Source organism: Curtobacterium guangdongense, from assembly GCF_049341845.1.
In the GTDB taxonomy this organism is placed as follows: domain Bacteria; phylum Actinomycetota; class Actinomycetes; order Actinomycetales; family Microbacteriaceae; genus Curtobacterium; species Curtobacterium guangdongense.
Map to the genome: position 1 here is coordinate 190,824 of NZ_JBMPIT010000001.1, position 17,651 is coordinate 208,474.

Here is a 17,651-nt window from a genome sequence, read left to right on the forward strand (position 1 = left end):
TCGATAACTAGATCGAGCCGCACTCGTTAACACTCCCGTGTGCGGAGACGGAGGGATTTGAACCCTCGGTCCCCTCAAAGGGGACTCCACCTTAGCAGGGTGGTGCACTCGGCCGGACTATGCGACGTCTCCATGCGCCCTTGCGGACGCACGCACCACCATACAGGAGGACGAGGACGGTCTCGACCCGGTCTTCCCCGGCGGGCGCGTCGGGGTGTCCACCCATGGTCCCCCGAAGTGGGGACGCCCGGGGGTTGTCTCCGTGTACCCCGGTCACTAGTCTCATCGGGACGCGGCGATCACGTTCCGGGGCTCGTCCCCGTTGTCGCGACACAGCACCCAGCGTCGCTCCCTGGCCTGGGCCCGGCTCGCCCGATGATCGGCGTCCGCCGAGGAGCGACTCCGCGGGGGCGTGACCACGGTCACGTCCCCGCTTTTTCGTGCGGGGGCGCTGCGCGCATGGACTTTCGCGCTAGGCGACATTTCTCGGGCTCTGCGGCGCGAGAACTGTCGCCTAGCGCGAAAACTCGCAGGCGAGGCCGCGAGGCTGACCCGCCGACTACGAGCCGAAGGCCTTCGAGCAGGTCTGCTGGTCGGCGGACTGGCCCTGCAACCCGTCGATCGTTTCGGACGTCGCGGGGGCGGACGGGGTCGAGGGCGAAGCGGAGTCCGAACCAGGGTCGGTCGCGGGCGTCGTGGGATCGGCAGCGGGAGCCGACGGGTCCGCGGCGGGAGTCGAGGGAGTCGCGGAGGCACTCGGGTCCGCCTCGGAGCCGATGCCCGTGCTGCCGGCTCCGAGCGAGAACGACTGGTCGGCCTTGATCTTATCGAACAGCTGGTCGGCGAGGTACTTCGTCGGCTGCACCTTCCCCGCGTAGACGCCCGTGCCGCCGGTCGTCCCCGGGTACTGCACGAAGTTCACCTGGTCGAGGGGCAGGTCCTGCAGCGCCCGACCCATCTGCACCATCGTCCCGGCATCGTTGAGGCTCTGCGAGAGCTGCATGTTGGACGCCGCCGCCCGCGCCAGCTTGTACAGCGTCGCCGGCGAGGTCAGGGTCTGGTTCGACTTCACCGTGCGCAGCAGCGACGACAGGAAGACCTGCTGCGAGCTGATGCGACCGAGGTCCGAGCCGTCGCCGACACCGTGCCGCGTGCGGAGGAACTCGAGCGCCTGGGAGCCCTGCAGGGTGGTGGTCCCGGCCGGCAGGTCGAGCCCGGTGTAGCGGTCGTGGATCGGCGACGCCACACACACCGGCACACCGCCGATGGCGTTCGACATCTCGATGACGCCGTTGAACGACACCGCCGCGGAGTACTGCACGTCGAGCCCGGTCAGGCCCTGCACCGTCTGCACGACACAGTTCAGGCCGCCCGCACCCCACGCGCTGTTGATCGGCTGCGCGGACATCGCCGACGTCGAACCGGACCCGTCGGGCTTCTGGCACGCCGGGATCGGCGTGATGAGGTCGCGCGGGATGCTCACCGCCGTGGCGTTCGTGTGGTCAGCCGAGACGTGCAGCAAGATGTTGACGTCATTGAGGGTCGCGTCCCGCTCGCCGTACTGGGTGCCCTGCGCCGGGTCGTTGTCGGTGCCGACCACCAGCATGTTGAAGCCGCCCTTGTAGGCGCTCAGCGCGTCGCCGCCGCTGTTCGCCTCGGCAACGGGCTGCCCCTGGATCTGCACGCCCTCGCCGAAGTCGTCGGTGACCTGCTTCGCCGCGATCGCCGCGACCGACACCGAACTCACGAGGGCGACCGCGACGACTCCGGAGAGGACCTTGGCGACGGTGCCGAACGGGGAACGGCGACGCAGACGTCCGTGACGGGCGATCCCGCTGGCTCGGTTGAGTCGGTGGGATCGATCACGAACGTCGTTCACGGGCACTCCTGTCGTCGGCGGACACGATGGCGGCGCCGTCCTGATCGACGCCGCGGTGGCCCCGCGCAGCGCCAGACCGCGTGCGGTCGGGGCCGCGGGGACGGCAACCGGTCAAGGCTGCCACAGGGCCACCTGACGTTTCAGTGTGCAACCAGGGCGAATCCGCGGTGAAGCCCGTCTTCGTGGGTCAGCCGCCGGCCGCGACCGCGCAGGTCTTCTGCTCGGCCGTCTGCCCGGTGACTCCCGGCATGTCCTGCGGCGCCGACGATCGCCCCGCAGACGACTCCTTCGCCGACGACGCCTTCGTTGGCTCGGCGGCGGAAGCAGCGGGGGCAGCGGGGGCGGCTGCCGCGGCTGCTGCATCGCGGTCTGTCGCACCGCGCCCCGTGGACCCGGCGTCCAGCCTGAACGGACGGTCAGCGCGGACGGCTCGCATCAGTCGGTCGGCCGTGGCCTGCTCTGGCACGACCTTGCCGGGGAACGACGGATCGTCGACGCTGCCGGGGTACTGCACGAACGTGATCCGGTCGAGGCCGATGCCCTCGAACGCCCCGGCCATGTCGACCATCGTCGAGGGCTTCGCGAGCGAGGTGGAGAGGGTGATGTTCTTGGACGCGGTCTTCGCGAGGCCGTAGAGCTTCGACGGGTCCCCGAGCGTGCCCTCGCTCTTCACCTTGCGCATCAAGGACGACAGGAACTGCTGCAGGCTCGAGATCCGCGAGAGGTCGCTGCCGTCACCGACCCCGTGCCGGTCGCGCAGGAATGCGAGTGCCGTCGTGCCCGACACCGTGTGCTCCCCCGCCGAGAGCCGCAGCCCGGTGTAGGGATCGTCGACCGCGTCCGTCACGCACACCGGCACCCCGCCGACGGCGTCGGACATCCGGATCACGCCGGCGAAGCTCACCTGGGCCGCGTACGGGATCTCCATGCCGGTGATGTGCTCGACCGTCTGCACGACACACTGCATCCCGCCTCGCCCGTACGCCTGGTTGATCGGGGTGTCCGTGACCGCCGGAGACCCACCGCACGCGGGCTGGTCGACGACGAGGTCACGGGGGAAGCTCACGGCGACCGCCTGGGTGTGGTCGGCCGAGACGTGGAGCAGGACGTTCGAGTCGTTGAGCGTCGCACCCCGCTCGCCGTACGCCGTCCCCTGCGCCGGGTCGTTGTCGGCGCCGATGGCCAGCACGTTGAACGCACCGTCGGTCGACCCGCCACCACTGCCGACGTCGACCGCGCGCTGCAGGAACCCGTGGCCGACGTCGTACGCGGCGTACGCCGAGAGCGAGGTCGCGCTCACCAGGGCGACGGCCACCGCGATGCCGACACCGGAGAGGAGCCGTGCGACGCCGAGGTCACGTGGACGGCGGCCGTGTCGGGCACCACTCACGCGGTACCCGGGGCCGGACAGGACCTTGGGGCGCCGGCGCGCGTCGAGCACGTCGTCGAACCGCGCCCGACCAGCGTCGGGCTGCGTGCGGCCAGCGTCGAACCGCGTGCGGGCGGCGTCGGGCTGCGTTCGAGCGGCGTCGGGACCATCGGGATCGGTCACGGGCGGACTCCCTCCGAGCAGCCTCGGGTCCAGGCCGCTCGCCGGGGGACGATACCCGAGCCGGACCCAGCCACCGGGGAGGCGGATCGGCTCGGCGTGCCTCGTTCGGGGGCCACGGAGCGCCGGACCCCCGCAGCGCGACCACACCGAGCCCGATCACGCGGGAACCGCTGCGCGGAACCGGTCCGGCAGCGTGATGAGACACCCCCCGAGCTCGCAGACGAGCCGGGTGCACTCGTCGAGGTCCTCCCGCCCCGCGGCTGCCCGAGCGGCATCGACGAGCCCCTGCCGATGGCGTCGGTCAACCACGGCGTCGATGCCGTTCGCCAAGGCGACGTCGTCCGTGTAGAACATGTCGAGCACCGGGCGTTGCGCCGCCACCCAGTCCGCACTCACCGACGACCCGGCACGGCGGAGCAACCACGCGGCGAGCTCGACGAACGACCCTGCCTCGGTCATGCAGTCGCGGATCCAGAAGGGGTCGAACCGCTCGGTGGTGGCATCGGCCCCCGACGGTGGCTCGGCCAGCATCGTGCACGTGACGCGGATGCGTTCCTTCATCTGGTCGAGCGACCACTGCGCGATGACGACACCCACGTACCGCTGGACGGACACGAGCCGCAGCGCTTCGAGCGGGACCAGTGCTTCGCGCACCGGCGTCCGGGAGACGTGCATGTCGTCGGCCAGGTTGTCGAGCCGCAGGCGCTGCCCACGCCGGTACTCACCACGCAGGATCCGGTCCATCAGCCGCAGGAACACGGCGTCGCGGAGCAGGCTGCGCGGGACGCCGAGCGGGTCGAGCTGACCGCTCTGCACTCGCGCCACCGGATGTTCGTCGTAGCCCATGCGACGACCTTCACGCACGGACGACACCACCAGCGATCAGCCGGCCCGATCGGTGGAGCGACCCACCGGCCACCGGGCTGTGGAGGGCACGGCGCCCGGTCACCTCGTCTTGCATCACAGCACTCCCATGTCTCCGAGACCCCCGGCGGGGGTCGGTGGGATGACGATGGCAGGGCCGCGGGTCAGGCGCTAAACATTCCGGATTCCGTGTATCACTTCCGGGACTGCTCCTCCTCCGCAGCGATCACCGACAGCGGCTGCGTCACGTCCTCGAGGCCCTTCCGCGCGGCGTCCACGCCGAAGATCAGCGCGACCACCCCACCGGCGATCATCACTCCAGCGCCGAGCAGGTACCCCCAGAACAGCGGCTCACGCGACGAGCCGTCCCCGATGAAGGCGCCGTAGATCGCCGGCGCGATGGCACCGAAGATCTGCGCGAGCGCGAAGAAGTACGAGATCGCCTGCGACCGCAGCTCGAGCGGGAAGATCTCGCTCACGGTGAGGTATGCACTCGACGCCCCGGCCGAGGCGAAGAAGAACGAGATGCACCAGAAGATCACCTGCACGGTCGCCGAGATCGCGTCGGCCCGGAAGAGGAACGCCGACACCGCGAGCACGAGTCCGGAGACCAGATAGGTGCTGAAGATCATCTGCCGACGACCCCACGTGTCGAACAACCGCCCGAGGATCAGCGGTCCGAGCAGGTTGCCGATCGCGAAGGGGAAGAAGTAGACCGCCGTCTGCGAGGTCTTCAGGCCGAAGAAGTTCGTGAGCACCAGCGCGTAGGTGAAGAAGATCGCGTTGTAGAGGAACGCCTGCGTGATCATCATCGTCGCACCGACGAGCGTGCGCGTCGGGTACTGCCAGAAGAGCACCTTCACGATCGTCGTGAACCGGACGCGGTCCATCGGCGTGACCGACATGGCCTTGGACCGGTCGACCTCCGGGAGCTTCTGCCCCGTGCTGCGCTCGACCGACTCCTCGATCCGGGTCAGCGTGGCGTCCGCTTCCTCTTCTCGCCCGTGGGTCATCAACCACCGCGGACTCTCCGGGATGTGCCGTCGCAGGAAGATGATCGCGATACCGAGCACCGGGCCGAGGAAGAACCCGATGCGCCAGCCGATGTTCTCGGCGAAGAGCGACGGGTCGAGCAGGTAGATGTTCGCGAAGGCGCCGAGGGCCGCGCCGCCCCAGTAGGTGCCGTTGATGGCGATGTCGACGTGGCCGCGGTACTTCGACGGGATGAGCTCGTCGATCGCCGAGTTGATCGCGGCGTACTCGCCGCCGATCCCGAGTCCCGCCACGAACCGGAACGCCGCGAGGAACCAGAAGTCCTGCGCGAAGCCGGCGATGCCGGAGCCGATGAGGTAGATCGCGAGCGTCAGGATGAAGAGCTTCCGCCGCCCGAGCCGGTCGGACATCCGCCCGAACACCAGTGCGCCGACCACCTGGCCGACCAGGTAGATCGTGCCGAGTGAGGTCACCTGCTGCGTGGAGAGGTTCAGGTCAGCCTGGAACCCGGCGTTCGAGACGATCTGGATCTCGAGGCCGTCGAGGACCCAGGAGACGCCCAGGCCCACCACGACGCTCCAGTGGAACCGGGTCCACGGGAGCCTGTCCATCCTGGCCGGTACCAGGCTCGTGATCGTTCCGGAGGGGTTCGCGCTGCTCACGAAGGGGAACCGTACGCCGAGAACGCGCCGGTTGTTCGGACCCGGAACGAACGGCGATCTCGGCGCGGAGCCGGATCCCCCTATCCGAATCCGGCTCCGACGCCGAAAGGACAATCATTGCAATCGCTATGAATACTCACAAGCGGACCGCCGGACGGGAGGCTCGTGGCGGGCTGGCACCGAGCCTCCAGTCCGGTGCGCCAGCAGCAGGCGTACCCTCGACGAGGTGACCCGACCCGACATCCGAACGGTCGGCGAGCTCCGCACCTCTGGTCACGTCCAGAAGACGGTCCGCGCCGAGATCCGCGACAACCTGCTCAGTGCCCTCCGCGAGGGCCGCGACCCGTGGCCCGGCCTGCACGGCTTCGAGACCACCGTCATCCCCCAGCTCGAACGAGCGCTCATCGCCGGCCACGACGTGGTCCTGCTCGGTGAGCGCGGCCAGGGCAAGACCCGGCTCCTCCGCACCATGCAGGGCCTGCTCGACGAGTGGACCCCGGTGATCGCCGGGTCCGAACTCGGCGAGCACCCCTTCGAACCGATCACGGCCGCCAGCAAGCGGCGCGCCGACGACCTCGGTGACGCGATGCCCATCGACTGGTGGCACCGCGACGGCCGCTACGTCGAGAAGCTCGCGACGCCGGACACCTCCGTCGCGGACCTCATCGGCGACGTCGACCCGATGAAGGTCGCCGAGGGACGCAGCCTCGGGGATCCCGAGACGATCCACTTCGGCCTCATCCCCCGCGCGCACCGCGGCATCGTCGCGATCAACGAGCTCCCCGACCTCGCCGAACGCATCCAGGTCGCGATGCTCAACGTGATGGAGGAACGCGACGTGCAGATCCGCGGCTACGTGCTGCGGCTGCCGCTCGACGTCCTCGTGATGGCGAGCGCGAACCCGGAGGACTACACGAACCGCGGCCGGATCATCACCCCGCTGAAGGACCGATTCGGCGCGGAGATCCGCACGCACTACCCGATCGAGCTCGAGGACGAGATCGCCGTCATCCGGCAGGAGGCCGAGCTCACGGCCGACGTCCCCGACGCCCTGATCGAGATCCTCGCCCGGTTCACCCGTGCCCTCCGCGAGTCGAGCGCCGTCGACCAGCGGAGCGGTGTCAGCGCCCGGTTCTCCATCGCCGGTGCCGAGACCGTCTCCGCTGCCGCCGTGCACCGCGCCGCGCGCCAGGGCGAGACCGAGCCCGTCGCCCGTCCGATCGACCTCGAGACCGCCGTGGACGTCCTCGGCGGCAAGATCGAGTTCGAGTCGGGGGAAGAGGACCGTGCGGACGAGGTCCTCGAGCACCTGCTCCGGACCGCCACCGCCGAAACCGTGCGCTCCCGGCTCCGTGGGCTCGACCTCGGGCAGCTCGTCGAGGCGCTCGACGGCGGCACGATGGTGACCACCGGCGAGCAGGTCTCTGCGCGGACCTTCCTCGAGGGACTGCCGTCCCTCGGCGAATCGGACCTGTACGACCAGATCTGCGAACGACTCGGCGCGACGAACGACGGTGAACGTGCCGGCGCGATCGAGCTCGCGCTGGAGGGCCTGTTCCTCGCACGGAAGATCAGCAAGGAGTCGGGCGGGGGCGAGGCCGTCTATGGCTAGTCGGCAGAACCGCCGGCTGACCCGCGACGCCCGCTACGGCCGGTACGAGGGCGGCCCCGATCCGCTCGCGCCGCCGGCGGACCTGTCCGAGGCACTCGACGCCATCGGCCAGGACGTGATGGCGGGGTACTCCCCCGAGCGGGCGATGCGGGAGTTCCTGCGCCGTGGCGGGCGGGACCAGCGGGGGCTCGACGACCTGGCGCGCCGCGTGGCCGAGAAGCGCCGTGAACTCACGGCGAAGAATAACCTCGACGGCACGCTGCAGCAGATAAAGCAGCTGCTCGACGAGGCCGTCCTCGCCGAACGCGGCCAGCTCGCGCGGGACACCGACATGGACGACGGCGACCGGGCCCTCGCCGAGATGCAGCTCGACAGCCTGCCCCCGTCGCCCGCTGCCGCCGTCAGCGAGCTCGGCAGTTACGACTGGAAGAGCCCGACCGCCCGGCAGAAGTACGAGGAGATCAAGGACCTCCTCGGGCGCGAGATGCTCGACCAGCGCTTCGCGGGGATGAAGCAGGCGCTCGAGAACGCCAGCGACGAGGACCGCGCCGACGTCCAGGCGATGATGCAGGACCTCAACCAGCTGCTCGCGGACCACCGCGCGGGCACGGACACGCAGGAGCAGTTCGACGCGTTCATGGCGGAACACGGGGAGTACTTCCCGTCGAACCCGCAGAACGTCGACGAACTGCTCGACGACCTCGCCGCCCGCTCCGCCGCGGCCCAGCGGATGCGGAACTCGATGACGCAGGAGCAGCGGGACGAACTCGATGCCCTGGCGCAGCAGGCGTTCGGCTCCCCCGACCTGATGGGTGCGTTGTCCCAACTCGACGGGAACCTCCGCGCGCTCCGCCCCGGCGAGGACTGGGGCGGCTCCGAGCGGATGGAGGGCGAGCAGGGTCTCGGGCTCGGCGACGGCACCGGCGTGTTCCAGGACATCGCCGACCTCGACGCCCTCGCCGAGCAACTCGCACAGTCGAGCCCCGGGTCCGACCTCGACGACCTCGACCTCGACGCGCTCGCGAAGCAACTCGGTGCCGATGCCGCCGTCGACGCCCGGACACTGCAGCGGCTCGAGAAGGCGCTCCGGAACTCCGGGTCGATGCGCCGCGGGGCCGACGGGCAGCTGAAGCTCACCCCGAAGGCCATGCGGCAGCTCGGCAAGAGCCTGCTGAAGGACGTCGCACAGAGGATGTCCGGCCGGCAGGGCGCACGGGACCTGCGGCGATCGGGTGCATCGGGCGAACCGTCCGGCGCGAGCCGTCAGTGGGCCTTCGGCGACACCGAACCGTGGGACATCCCCCGCACCATCACGAACGCCGTCACCCGGACGGCAGCCACCGGTCGGACCGGCGCCGGCGTCCGCCTGACCATCGACGACGTGGAGGTGCAGGAGACCGAGGCCAGGACGCAGGCCTGCGTCGCGCTCCTCGTCGACACCTCGTTCTCGATGGCGATGGAGGACCGCTGGGTCCCGATGAAACGCACCGCCCTGGCGCTGCACACGCTCATCTCGACCCGCTTCCGCGGGGACGACCTGCAGCTCATCGCGTTCGGTCGCGAGGCCGAGGTGATGGACGTCGAGCAGCTCGTCGGCCTCGACGCGATGTGGGACAAGGGCACGAACCTGCACCACGCCCTGCTGCTCGCGAACCGGCACTTCCGGAAGCACCCGACCGCTCAGCCGGTGCTCCTCATCGTCACCGACGGCGAGCCGACGTCGCACCTGGAACCGAACGGGCAGGTGTACTTCAGCTACCCGCCGGACCCGATGACGATCGCGCTGAGCGTCCGCGAGCTCGAGAACGCACACCGGCTCGGTGCGCAGACGACGTTCTTCCGACTCGGCGACGACCCGGGGCTCGCCCGCTTCATCGACGGCATGGCACGGCGCGTGGACGGCACCGTCACCGCGCCGGAGAACGAGGACCTCGGGGTCGCCGTGGTCGGCTCGTACCTCGGTTCGCGGCGCGGGGGCGCGCTCTTCCGTGACGACGACTGGGGTGGGTTCGGCCGGTTCGGCTGACCGGACCACAGCACGGACGGGAGGCTCGGTGCCAGCTGGCACCGAGCCTCCCGTCCGTCTCGTGGTGCGTCTAGAACAACGGCCAGGGAACCGCCGGACCGTACCCGGCCGGTGGCGGGAAGCGGCCGACGGCCGCCAGGGCGGCGCACCGCGCCTCGAGGTTGTCGATCTCGTCGACCGCCAGGTGTTCCTCGAGCTGCGCGCCCAGGTCGCCGTGCAGCGCCGTGACCACGCGGTCGATCCCCGTGAGCTCGTCGTCGGTGAGCGGCTCGTCGATCCAGCCCCACAGCACCGTCCGGAGCTTGTGCTCGACGTGGAAGGTCAGGCCGTGGTCGACGCCGTGCCGGTGCCCGTCCGGCATCGCGAGCACGTGACCGCCCTTGCGGTCCGCGTTGTTCACCACGACGTCGAAGACGGCCATCCGGCGGAGCGCCGCAGAGTCCTCGTGCACGAGCGTCACCGGGGCGTCGTGCTCGTCGATCGCCTCGAGCACGGTCAGCATCGGCTGGTCGGGCTGCGCGGCCTCGTCCGCGGGGATGACGTCCACCGCGTCCTGCTCCGGGTCGATCTCCTGCCAGCGCTGGATCATGCCACGGCCGAGCGGGCCCTCGCCGAGCCAGGTCGGCGGGACGACGCGCCACCCGAACGCCTCGGACACCAGGAACGCCGAGTACTCGCGGCCGGCGAGGGTGCCGTCGGGGAAGTCCCACAGCGGCTTCTCGCCCGCGATGGGCTTGTACACGACCTGCTCGCCGTCGAGGTCCGCCAGGAAGGTCGCGTTCGACGCCTCGCGGATGCGTGCGGTGAGCTGCAACCCGCTCGCTTCGGCTTCGCTCATGCGGCGCCGGGCGGCCGTCCGGCGGCCACGACCTCCCGCGTACGCTCCACGAACGCGCGCGCGGTGCCGACGGGGATCTTCACCTGGAGCAGCTCGGTCGGCTCGGGCATCTCCACGACGGCCTCGATCTCACCGTCCTCGTCGGACTCCTCGGACAGGATCTCCAGCTCGTCCTCGATCGGGTACGCCTCGATGACCACCTGGGCCGTCGCCGGGTCGAAGCCCAGGCTCAGGGCACCCGCACGGAACTCGGGCTCCACCGGCTGGTCGAGCGGGTCGACGTCGTACAGCTCACGAGGGACCGTGGGCGGGACGCTGAAGCGGTTCTCCTCCACCGTGGCGACCTCGTCGAGGAGTTCGTCGAGCTTCTCCGCGAGGACCGCGGACTGCTCCTTCTCGAGCGCGACGCTCACCACCCGGCGGCCGTCGCGGGCCTGCAGGTAGAAGGTCCGTTCACCGGGGCGCCCGATGGTGCCGACGACGAGACGGTCCGGCCAGTCGAATCCGTGGACGATGGGGGGCATACCCGCATTGTAGGAGTGACCGGCTGCGTCCGTTCAGGGTCTGTCAGTACTCGTCTCGTTGCCGGCTCCTCCACCCACGGGGGCGTCGCCCGTCGGCGCCTGCGCCTTCGCGAGCCAGGACAAGTCGCCCGACTCGGTGTTCGTCGCCGCGACCTCCGGCCGGTGCTCGCCGTACCGCACCACCGACACCGACGCCGGGCCGACCGTGATCCGCTGGAAGAGGTCGAGGTGCATGCCCAGCGCATCGGCCAGGATCGACTTGATGATGTCGCCGTGGCTCACCGCGACCCAGACCGCGTTCGGGCCGTGCGCCGCCTCGATCTCGGCGTCGAGGCGGCGGATCGCGGACACCGCCCGGGACTGCATGGTCTGCATCGACTCCCCGCCGGGGAACACCACGGCGCTCGGGTTCGCCTGCACCGTGCGCCAGAGCGGCTCCTTCGCGAGGTCGGCGAGCTTCCGGTTCTGCCACTCGCCGTAGTCGCACTCCGTGATGCCGCGTTCGATGCGCTGCTCGGGGTCGCCGTCCTGGAACGCCGTGATCGCCCGCGCCGTCTGTCGGCACCGCTCCAGCGGGCTGGACACCACCGCCGCGAGCGGGACGGCGGCGATGCGTTCGGCGGTCGTCGCTGCCTGGCGCTTGCCGACGCTGTCGAGTGCGATGCCGGCGGTGCGGCCGGCGAGGAGGCCCGTCGCGTTCGCGGTGGTGCGTCCGTGCCGGACGAGGAGGACGGTCGCCATGGGGTCGATCCTAGGCTGGGCCCGTGTCCGTTCCCGACCTCGCGCCCGCACTGGTTCCCGAACTGCTCGTCTCCGACCTCGACGCGAGCCTGGCGTTCTGGGCCGACCGCTGCGGCTTCACCGTGTCGTACGAACGACCGGAGGAGCGGTTCGCGTACATCGTCCTCGGTTCTGCGCACCTGATGCTCGAGCAGGCCGGCGTCGGACGGAACTGGGTGACCGGGCCGCTCGAGCCGCCGTTCGGTCGCGGGATCAACTTCCAGATCGGCGTCCCCGACAGCGACGCGATCGTGTCGGCGTTGCGGGCGGCCGGCGTCGCCCTCTTCATGGAGCCGGAGACCAAGTGGTACCGGGTCGACGGGGCCGAGGAGGCCGGCGTCCGGCAGTTCCTGGTCACCGATCCGGACGGCTACCTCATCCGGTTTCAGTCGTCCGTCGGACGACGCCCCACCTGACCCAGGATGATGGTCGGGTGCTCGTCTCGATCGTCTACATGAGTCGCGCCGTCGAGGAGTTCGACGACGCGGCGATGACCGCGCTGCTCCGCGAGGCTCGGCTCCACAACGAGGCCCTGGGCGTCTCCGGGCTGCTCGTGGCGAAGGGTGGTCGCTTCATGCAGCTGCTCGAGGGGCCGGCCTGGAGCGTCGACGACCGGTTCTCGGTCATCTCGAAGGACCCGCGGCACCACGAGGTGACATCGCTGATCCGCGAGGACATCGAGAGTCGTCGGTTCGACGGGTGGTCGATGGCCTACCGCGGGCTCGATGACGACGACCTGGCTGCCGAAACGGGGTTCAGCCCCTTCCTCAACGGGACGACGGACTTCCCGCGGTCGTTCGACCGGACGAGTGCGGCGTGGCTCCTGAAGTGGTTCCGGGATCGCGAGCTCCACGACGTCTGAGCGGTCGGACGGTGTGGTCCGTCGGCCGGTGTTGTCCGTCAGGCGAACGACTCGTCGACGAGGGCCAGCAGCCGCCCCCGGTGCGCCCGCTCCACTGATGCGAGCACCAGGACCCGCCACATCGTCGCCACCGCGGGCAGCAGGTCCCGCCGACCGGAGCGGACGTTCGCGAAGAGCTGCACGCCGGTGAAGTACGGCACCACGGTCGCGCCGAGCTGTTCCGGCGAGAGCTCCTGCCCGATCTCACCTGCCGCGACCCCGAGGCGGAAGACGTCGACGACGCCCGCGATCCACTGCTCGTAGAAGCTCGAGGTCGCACCGGCCAGCACGCCGTGCTCCAGCGACAGCCGGATCCCCGCGCGGACGACCGGGTCGTGCATGAGCAGGTCCGCGATGGCTCGGGAGGCCCGGACGAGCGATCCGACCGGCGACGCGTCGGTGAAGTCCATCGCCGCGAAGGTCCGGGCGTTCTGCTCGTCGATGACCGCGTGCGCGATCGACAGCTTCGTCGGGAAGTGGTGGTGGAGGGCGCCCTGGCCGATGCCTGCCGCGCGGGCGATCCCGGCGATGCTCGCCGTGGCGTACCCGTCGCGGTCGAACTCCCGCGCGGCGGCCTCGACGATCAGCGCACGTCGCCCCTGCCCCACCGCGTCTCCCACCGGTCCACCGTACCGACCGGCGGGAGCGCTCCCGTCGGTCAGGCCTGGTCGGCGTGCAGGAACTCGGTGATGGCGGTCGCGCCGCTGTTGAAGCGGTAGGTGCTGCCGGCCGTGCCGCCGTTTTCGAGGACGTCCGCGACCACCTGGGCGACGTCCGCACGCGCGACGCTCGACGACTCGCCATCCCAGTCGACACGACCGGTCGGCTCGTCGTCCGTGAGGGTGCTCGGCGCGACGATCGTCCACTCGAGCCCGGAGTCGCGGACCACGGCGTCGGCGATCATCTTCGACTGCGCGTACGCGAAGAAGTCGTTGTCCTGCGGGACCCCGTGGTCGAGGACCGAGCCGGACCACGAGACCATCACGTACCGCTCGACGCCGGCGCGCTTCGCTGCCTGGACGGTGAGCACGGCAGCGTCCCGGTCGATCGCCCAGGTCCGGTCCACCGAACCCCCGCCGGCGCCGGCGGACCACACGATCGCGTCCTGCCCGCGGACGAGTTCCTCGAGGTCGGCGAGCGTCTGCGTCTGGATGTCGGCCACCTTCGGGTCGCCGCCGTGGGCACGGATCTCGTCGGCCTGGTCGGGGTTCCGGATGACGGACGTGACGTGGTGGCCGCGGTCGCTGAGGATGCGCGTCGCGAGGAGGGCGACCTTGCCGTGGCCGCCGAAGATGATGATGTCGCTCATACCGTCGACGGTACGCGTCGCGCCTCGGCACATGCTTCCGATCGTGACTACGGTGGCGAGCGCGCACATGCTCGCAATCGCCCTCCGGATCCCTGCAGTGGTCTTCGCCGGACTCGCGGTCTGGTCCATCTCGACCGCGGACGGGGACTCCGGGTGGATCGCGCTCGGAGTGGTCTCCGCCGTGCTAGCGCTTTCCCCCGTCGTCGGTGGGCTCATGGCGACCGAGGCCGCTCGCCGGCGCAGCCTCGACGTGGCAGTAGCGCGGAAGGATGCCTGGGAACGCGAGCACTCGGACCAAAAGGACTGAGCGCCGCGATGCGCTAGTGGATGGGGGAGGGTGTGGGATTCGAATCCGCCCCACCGCCCGGCGGTTGTGCGGCGTAGCTCTCAGATCGCTGGAAAAACGGCAACGTAGGACACTCCTCGATCACGACGGTGCGCGTGAATCACGTAGTGGTGTGGGCAAAATGTGGGCAGGGACACTTTCTCCCCCTGGGAGTCCTCCCGACAGTCCGAACCATACGGACAACAGCCCTGGTTCAGGCTGCACCGCATGGACGTAGACGACACCACGCGACTGATCGCCAAGCGGCTCCGTGCCGCGCTGCACGACGCCAGCTTGTCGGTCGAGGAGGTCGCACCACGCGCGGGGATGGGGAAGTCGAGCCTGTACCGCAAGCTGCGCGGTGAGCGGCACATCACGTTCACCGAGCTCTGCATGCTCTCGGCGGTGCTCGGCCGGCACCCGAGCTCGTTTGTCAGGAACCTCGATGAGCGCCCCTGACGGCATCGAGCGCAGCATCTGGCGGATCGTGCGCGAAGAGATCGATCGTGCAGCCGCAGAGTCGCCGTCCGGCCCGCGGGTCGACGATCGAAGGCTGCTGTACAGCGTCGCCGACGTCGCGGCCGTGACGGGCATGTCCACCCAGTACGTTCGCAACGACATCCGGAGCGGAGAGTTGGCGGCGTCGCAGCCGAGCGGAACCAAGTACCTCGTCGGCCGGGAGATCGCGGTCAGGTATGCCGCGTGGCTTCGGGCAGGACGGCCGTGAGTTGTCGGAGGTCTCCCTCTACCGTCACCGGGTGGCCAGGCGACGTCGTGACAGGTGGACACTCGGCCCGGCGCTGAGTCTGCCCGAGGCGGCCTACGGTTGCCCCGTCTACGACCTCGCAGAGCCGGACCCAGCGCTGGCCTGGGTGGCGTTCCCCGATCGCTCTCTCGAGGTAGAGGCGCGCGTCATCGCGTACACGCAGCGGGCCGTGCTCGTCGAGTGGGGGTCTCGCAGGCCGCTGAGTGCGCATGCGTGTGGCGCGATGCTGTGAGACCCCCGACTGGGGGCCATCTTGGCCTAGAGGAGAGGCCGACTCCGTAGTAACGTTCTTCTTGCAGGAAGGAAACTTCCCGCCTTGCCGGACCCCCGCCTTGGAGTAGAGAGCGGGGGTTTCGTGCGTCACGGCCAGATTCTGGTGCGGCCGTTCGGGTAGCTGCTTCCGCTCTGAACGATCTGCCACATACGGTGCTTCTGCTGGTGTGCGCGGGCGTCGCGTTCTGGGACCGTCATCAGGCGGTTATAGAGGTAGGTGATGATGTCTGCAGCTTGCAGAACTCGACTTGTGTCGGACGGGATGAAGTCGATCTGCGGGTCAATGTGTGGCAGGTTGCTTGAGCGGTACCCGTAGGTTCCGATCGACCGGTAAGTGTTGAAGTTGCTTCGGCTGATGTCGGACGTGTGGTGCTCATCGGCGATCACGCGGATCTTGGGTTCGTGGACGGTGCAGCACTCGTTGATCCGCTCGAACAGATGACTGAAAGCAAGTTCTCGCGCCGCGGTGGGATGCGTGTAGCGAGCGTGCTGTCGTCGAATGTTGATGCCCTCAATGTAGATGCGGGCACCGCAGACGTCGACGTGCTCGAGAACCTCTTCGAGGATGCGGAACCGGAGTCGCAGCGGAATCCCTCGCCACGGCTTCTCCTTAGCCCGCATCATGGTGCTGCCGTGAAGTTCGACGCCGGCGAGAGCGGGGAATGTCTCGGCGTGCTTGCTCACGAGGGAGTCAAGCTCCCGGGTGAGGTAGTCGGCCTGAGACTCGTTGACGATGAGAGCGCCGAGGAAGTAGTAGGTGTCATCTCGTTCGGACTCATCGACGTAGGCGTGAAGCACAAGAACCATCTTGGCGCAGATCTGAGGCTAACTCGCTGCACGCGGGTGTCCCCCTCATAGGCTGACCGCATGACGGATCAGGCGCTAGACAAGATCGGAACGCTCGTGCGGAGCCTCGAGCTCACAGAGGATCACCTGCGAGGCTCGGACGAGATTGTCGACCGATTGCGAGCGATCAAGGTCACGCTCGGCGAGCTCCCGAAATCGGAGCCGTGGCTGCGGGCATGGCTGGATCGTGAGCACGTGAAGGCCGCGATGCTTGCTGCGGCTGCGAAGACGAACTATCGGAAGTGGTTCGGCACCGACAACCCCGCTGCGCAGGCGGCTAGGGACTCGGCGATCCACCGGTTCAACGAGTGGCGTGACGAGCTGCTCGAGCACATCAGCACGTACCGCACGTCGGAGCAGACGGAGGCTGTTGTGCGGCCTTGGCAGCAGCGCGCTCAGGCGTTCTTCGACGACCCGACCTCTCCCGGCACCTGACGGCACAACGCGGGACTCCCGCCGCCATCCACGGGCTTGCTAGTTGTCGCCCGGCACCTGCACCATGCGTGAGCGTCGGAGATCGTCAGCTTTGCGGTAAAGACGGAAAGCAAGCGGCATGATGACGGACAGCTGCCCGATGTTCGCCTCCATGCGCGCGCTTCGAATGTTGCCCCGAGGCGGGGCGACTTCGATCAAAGTTGCGGCACTGATTGCTCTCGCGGTAGACGGGTGAGTCAGGCCGCTCACGAACTGCCATGCGGATCGGAGGATGCTCCCGTCAAGGTCGGCAATCGCCCCGGCATTCTCTACGAGGGGCCCGTAGCCAGGCATAGTTTTGTCGCACTCTTGGCGGTCCAGCCCGTTGCGTTCGATCACGCCGTTGATGTATCCCCGGCTTCGGCGTCGGTTCGCCTTTGTCTGCTTCTCCATGGCCTGGCGCTCGGGGCCGGCGGCCAGCGACTTAGCGATCTCACGCGCCAGATCCTGCTCGTAGGCGAGCTCGGTCGAACGCGCTCGTACCAAGCGCGTCAGGCGCTCCTTCCTGTCCGAGGCTTCGAGCAGCCAGACTGCTTGTGCGGACGCTTCGATGATGCCTCGAAGGAGCGGATACATTGCGAAGATCGGCACCGTGATCACGTCAGCGCCATCCGGGAACATGAGTTGTCGGATCGCCTGCAGATCGTCGGTCGCCAGGAGCAAACAGAAGTCAACCATGTGGCTCAGCTGAATCGGATTCGAACAGTCGTCGTCAACCGACATGACACTTCGCCGCGTGGATCGGACTTGCGCAAGCTTCTCAGCACGCTCGACGAGGACAGGGATCTCGTCGAGCCAACGCTTGAGCGCGATTGTCGAACGCTCCTCCTCTTGGCGAGTCTGCCCTCGAAGCAGCTTGCCTAGCGCTTCGGACTCCGACCCAAGGCCATCGTCTACGGCACCCGACTCAAACACGTCTCCCCCTACCAATTGTGCCGTCACCTTACTGCGTCCCCAACACCGCGCTAGTGGCGCGTTCTGTTGTGGCCCGGTAGGTGGATTCGAACTCCGGCTCGCAGGGTAGAAG

Annotated in this window: 19 protein-coding genes and 1 tRNA gene; 8 read left to right on the forward strand and 12 right to left on the reverse strand. The window is 69.0% G+C overall.

The features are described 5' to 3' along the window. Window positions 1-42 precede the first annotated feature (42 nt). The 5 genes from ACO0E1_RS00860 to ACO0E1_RS00880 all read right to left on the reverse strand — a co-directional run bounded on the left by ACO0E1_RS00860 (window position 43) and on the right by ACO0E1_RS00880 (window position 5,950). Window positions 43-132, reverse strand: a tRNA-Ser gene (locus tag ACO0E1_RS00860). A gap of 427 nt (window positions 133-559) precedes the next feature. Further along, on the reverse strand, window positions 560-1,879 hold the full coding sequence (locus ACO0E1_RS00865) for an LCP family protein (protein WP_422872428.1): 1,320 nt from the start codon (window positions 1,877-1,879) through the stop codon (window positions 560-562). A 187-nt stretch (window positions 1,880-2,066) separates the two neighbouring features. Further along, window positions 2,067-3,431 carry an LCP family protein gene (locus ACO0E1_RS00870; RefSeq protein WP_422872429.1) on the reverse strand — a complete coding sequence of 455 codons (1,365 nt, stop codon included), beginning with the start codon at window positions 3,429-3,431 and terminating at the stop codon, window positions 2,067-2,069. A 156-nt stretch (window positions 3,432-3,587) separates the two neighbouring features. Continuing rightward, window positions 3,588-4,277: a GntR family transcriptional regulator gene (locus tag ACO0E1_RS00875; protein WP_422872430.1), complete on the reverse strand. Its 690-nt coding sequence runs from the start codon at window positions 4,275-4,277 to the stop codon at window positions 3,588-3,590. A 212-nt stretch (window positions 4,278-4,489) separates the two neighbouring features. Further along, window positions 4,490-5,950 (reverse strand): MFS transporter, encoded by a 1,461-nt coding sequence (locus ACO0E1_RS00880; RefSeq protein WP_422872431.1) that lies wholly within the window; start codon window positions 5,948-5,950, stop codon window positions 4,490-4,492. A 226-nt stretch (window positions 5,951-6,176) separates the two neighbouring features. Here ACO0E1_RS00880 and ACO0E1_RS00885 point away from each other — a divergent pair, with 226 nt between their 5' ends. Both ACO0E1_RS00885 and ACO0E1_RS00890 read left to right on the forward strand, forming a co-directional pair. Next, window positions 6,177-7,562, forward strand: a complete 1,386-nt coding sequence (locus ACO0E1_RS00885; RefSeq protein WP_422872432.1) for a sigma 54-interacting transcriptional regulator — start codon at window positions 6,177-6,179, stop codon at window positions 7,560-7,562. Continuing rightward, window positions 7,555-9,588 (forward strand): vWA domain-containing protein, encoded by a 2,034-nt coding sequence (locus ACO0E1_RS00890; RefSeq protein ID WP_422872433.1) that lies wholly within the window; start codon window positions 7,555-7,557, stop codon window positions 9,586-9,588. Before ACO0E1_RS00885 ends, ACO0E1_RS00890 begins: the two co-directional genes overlap by 8 nt. A gap of 70 nt (window positions 9,589-9,658) precedes the next feature. Here the strand turns inward: ACO0E1_RS00890 and ACO0E1_RS00895 are convergent, their stop codons facing one another. From ACO0E1_RS00895 to ACO0E1_RS00905, 3 genes are read right to left on the reverse strand one after another with little or no spacing between them, the layout of a single operon-like run. Beyond that, entirely contained in the window at window positions 9,659-10,426 is a 768-nt protein-coding gene (locus ACO0E1_RS00895) for an SCO1664 family protein (RefSeq protein WP_422872434.1), read from the reverse strand. Beyond that, window positions 10,423-10,950, reverse strand: a complete 528-nt coding sequence (locus ACO0E1_RS00900) for a DUF3090 domain-containing protein (RefSeq protein ID WP_422872435.1) — start codon at window positions 10,948-10,950, stop codon at window positions 10,423-10,425. The genes ACO0E1_RS00895 and ACO0E1_RS00900 overlap by 4 nt, the downstream gene beginning before the upstream one ends. 33 nt (window positions 10,951-10,983) lie before the next feature. Further along, on the reverse strand, window positions 10,984-11,691 hold the full coding sequence (locus tag ACO0E1_RS00905) for a histidine phosphatase family protein (RefSeq protein ID WP_422872436.1): 708 nt from the start codon (window positions 11,689-11,691) through the stop codon (window positions 10,984-10,986). Window positions 11,692-11,714: 23 nt separating this feature from the next. On the opposite strand from ACO0E1_RS00905, the gene ACO0E1_RS00910 reads away from it, so the two are divergent. Beyond that, window positions 11,715-12,146 carry a bleomycin resistance protein gene (locus ACO0E1_RS00910; protein WP_422872437.1) on the forward strand — a complete coding sequence of 144 codons (432 nt, stop codon included), beginning with the start codon at window positions 11,715-11,717 and terminating at the stop codon, window positions 12,144-12,146. Between the two features lie 17 nt (window positions 12,147-12,163). Continuing rightward, on the forward strand, window positions 12,164-12,592 hold the full coding sequence (locus ACO0E1_RS00915; RefSeq protein ID WP_422872438.1) for a BLUF domain-containing protein: 429 nt from the start codon (window positions 12,164-12,166) through the stop codon (window positions 12,590-12,592). A 38-nt stretch (window positions 12,593-12,630) separates the two neighbouring features. On the opposite strand, the gene ACO0E1_RS00920 is transcribed toward ACO0E1_RS00915, so the two are convergent. Both ACO0E1_RS00920 and ACO0E1_RS00925 read right to left on the reverse strand, forming a co-directional pair. Further along, complete coding sequence (locus tag ACO0E1_RS00920; RefSeq protein ID WP_422872439.1) at window positions 12,631-13,251, reverse strand: TetR family transcriptional regulator; 621 nt, start codon at window positions 13,249-13,251, stop codon at window positions 12,631-12,633. Between the two features lie 38 nt (window positions 13,252-13,289). After that, window positions 13,290-13,940 (reverse strand): SDR family oxidoreductase, encoded by a 651-nt coding sequence (locus tag ACO0E1_RS00925; RefSeq protein WP_422872440.1) that lies wholly within the window; start codon window positions 13,938-13,940, stop codon window positions 13,290-13,292. 67 nt (window positions 13,941-14,007) lie between these two features. Here ACO0E1_RS00925 and ACO0E1_RS00930 point away from each other — a divergent pair, with 67 nt between their 5' ends. The 3 genes from ACO0E1_RS00930 to ACO0E1_RS00940 all read left to right on the forward strand — a co-directional run bounded on the left by ACO0E1_RS00930 (window position 14,008) and on the right by ACO0E1_RS00940 (window position 14,992). Further along, on the forward strand, window positions 14,008-14,247 hold the full coding sequence (locus ACO0E1_RS00930) for a hypothetical protein (RefSeq protein WP_422872441.1): 240 nt from the start codon (window positions 14,008-14,010) through the stop codon (window positions 14,245-14,247). A 246-nt stretch (window positions 14,248-14,493) separates the two neighbouring features. Continuing rightward, window positions 14,494-14,724: a helix-turn-helix domain-containing protein gene (locus tag ACO0E1_RS00935; RefSeq protein ID WP_412148733.1), complete on the forward strand. Its 231-nt coding sequence runs from the start codon at window positions 14,494-14,496 to the stop codon at window positions 14,722-14,724. Next, entirely contained in the window at window positions 14,711-14,992 is a 282-nt protein-coding gene (locus ACO0E1_RS00940) for a hypothetical protein (protein ID WP_422872442.1), read from the forward strand. The genes ACO0E1_RS00935 and ACO0E1_RS00940 overlap by 14 nt, the downstream gene beginning before the upstream one ends. A 399-nt stretch (window positions 14,993-15,391) precedes the next feature. Here ACO0E1_RS00940 and ACO0E1_RS00945 read toward each other — a convergent pair whose 3' ends face one another. Next, window positions 15,392-16,102 (reverse strand): DUF3800 domain-containing protein, encoded by a 711-nt coding sequence (locus ACO0E1_RS00945; RefSeq protein WP_422872443.1) that lies wholly within the window; start codon window positions 16,100-16,102, stop codon window positions 15,392-15,394. A 69-nt stretch (window positions 16,103-16,171) separates the two neighbouring features. Between ACO0E1_RS00945 and ACO0E1_RS00950 the strand changes: the two genes are divergently transcribed. Then, window positions 16,172-16,585 (forward strand): hypothetical protein, encoded by a 414-nt coding sequence (locus ACO0E1_RS00950; RefSeq protein ID WP_422872444.1) that lies wholly within the window; start codon window positions 16,172-16,174, stop codon window positions 16,583-16,585. Window positions 16,586-16,624: 39 nt separating this feature from the next. On the opposite strand, the gene ACO0E1_RS00955 is transcribed toward ACO0E1_RS00950, so the two are convergent. Further along, window positions 16,625-17,347, reverse strand: a complete 723-nt coding sequence (locus tag ACO0E1_RS00955; protein WP_422872445.1) for a hypothetical protein — start codon at window positions 17,345-17,347, stop codon at window positions 16,625-16,627. Between the last annotated feature and the right edge of the window lie 304 nt (window positions 17,348-17,651).

Excerpts from the sequence above, each read along its gene's own strand:
- ACO0E1_RS00900 (WP_422872435.1), bottom strand. The coding sequence starts at position 10,950 with ATGCCCCCCATCGTCCACGGATTCGACTGGCCGGACCGTCTCGTCGTC.
- ACO0E1_RS00905 (WP_422872436.1), bottom strand. The coding sequence starts at position 11,691 with ATGGCGACCGTCCTCCTCGTCCGGCACGGACGCACCACCGCGAACGCG.
- ACO0E1_RS00955 (WP_422872445.1), bottom strand. The coding sequence starts at position 17,347 with ATGTCGGTTGACGACGACTGTTCGAATCCGATTCAGCTGAGCCACATG.
- ACO0E1_RS00875 (WP_422872430.1), bottom strand. The coding sequence starts at position 4,277 with ATGGGCTACGACGAACATCCGGTGGCGCGAGTGCAGAGCGGTCAGCTC.
- ACO0E1_RS00940 (WP_422872442.1), top strand. The coding sequence starts at position 14,711 with ATGAGCGCCCCTGACGGCATCGAGCGCAGCATCTGGCGGATCGTGCGC.
- ACO0E1_RS00950 (WP_422872444.1), top strand. The coding sequence starts at position 16,172 with ATGACGGATCAGGCGCTAGACAAGATCGGAACGCTCGTGCGGAGCCTC.
- ACO0E1_RS00895 (WP_422872434.1), bottom strand. The coding sequence starts at position 10,426 with ATGAGCGAAGCCGAAGCGAGCGGGTTGCAGCTCACCGCACGCATCCGC.
- ACO0E1_RS00890 (WP_422872433.1), top strand. The coding sequence starts at position 7,555 with ATGGCTAGTCGGCAGAACCGCCGGCTGACCCGCGACGCCCGCTACGGC.
- ACO0E1_RS00925 (WP_422872440.1), bottom strand. The coding sequence starts at position 13,940 with ATGAGCGACATCATCATCTTCGGCGGCCACGGCAAGGTCGCCCTCCTC.
- ACO0E1_RS00935 (WP_412148733.1), top strand. The coding sequence starts at position 14,494 with ATGGACGTAGACGACACCACGCGACTGATCGCCAAGCGGCTCCGTGCC.
- ACO0E1_RS00930 (WP_422872441.1), top strand. The coding sequence starts at position 14,008 with ATGCTCGCAATCGCCCTCCGGATCCCTGCAGTGGTCTTCGCCGGACTC.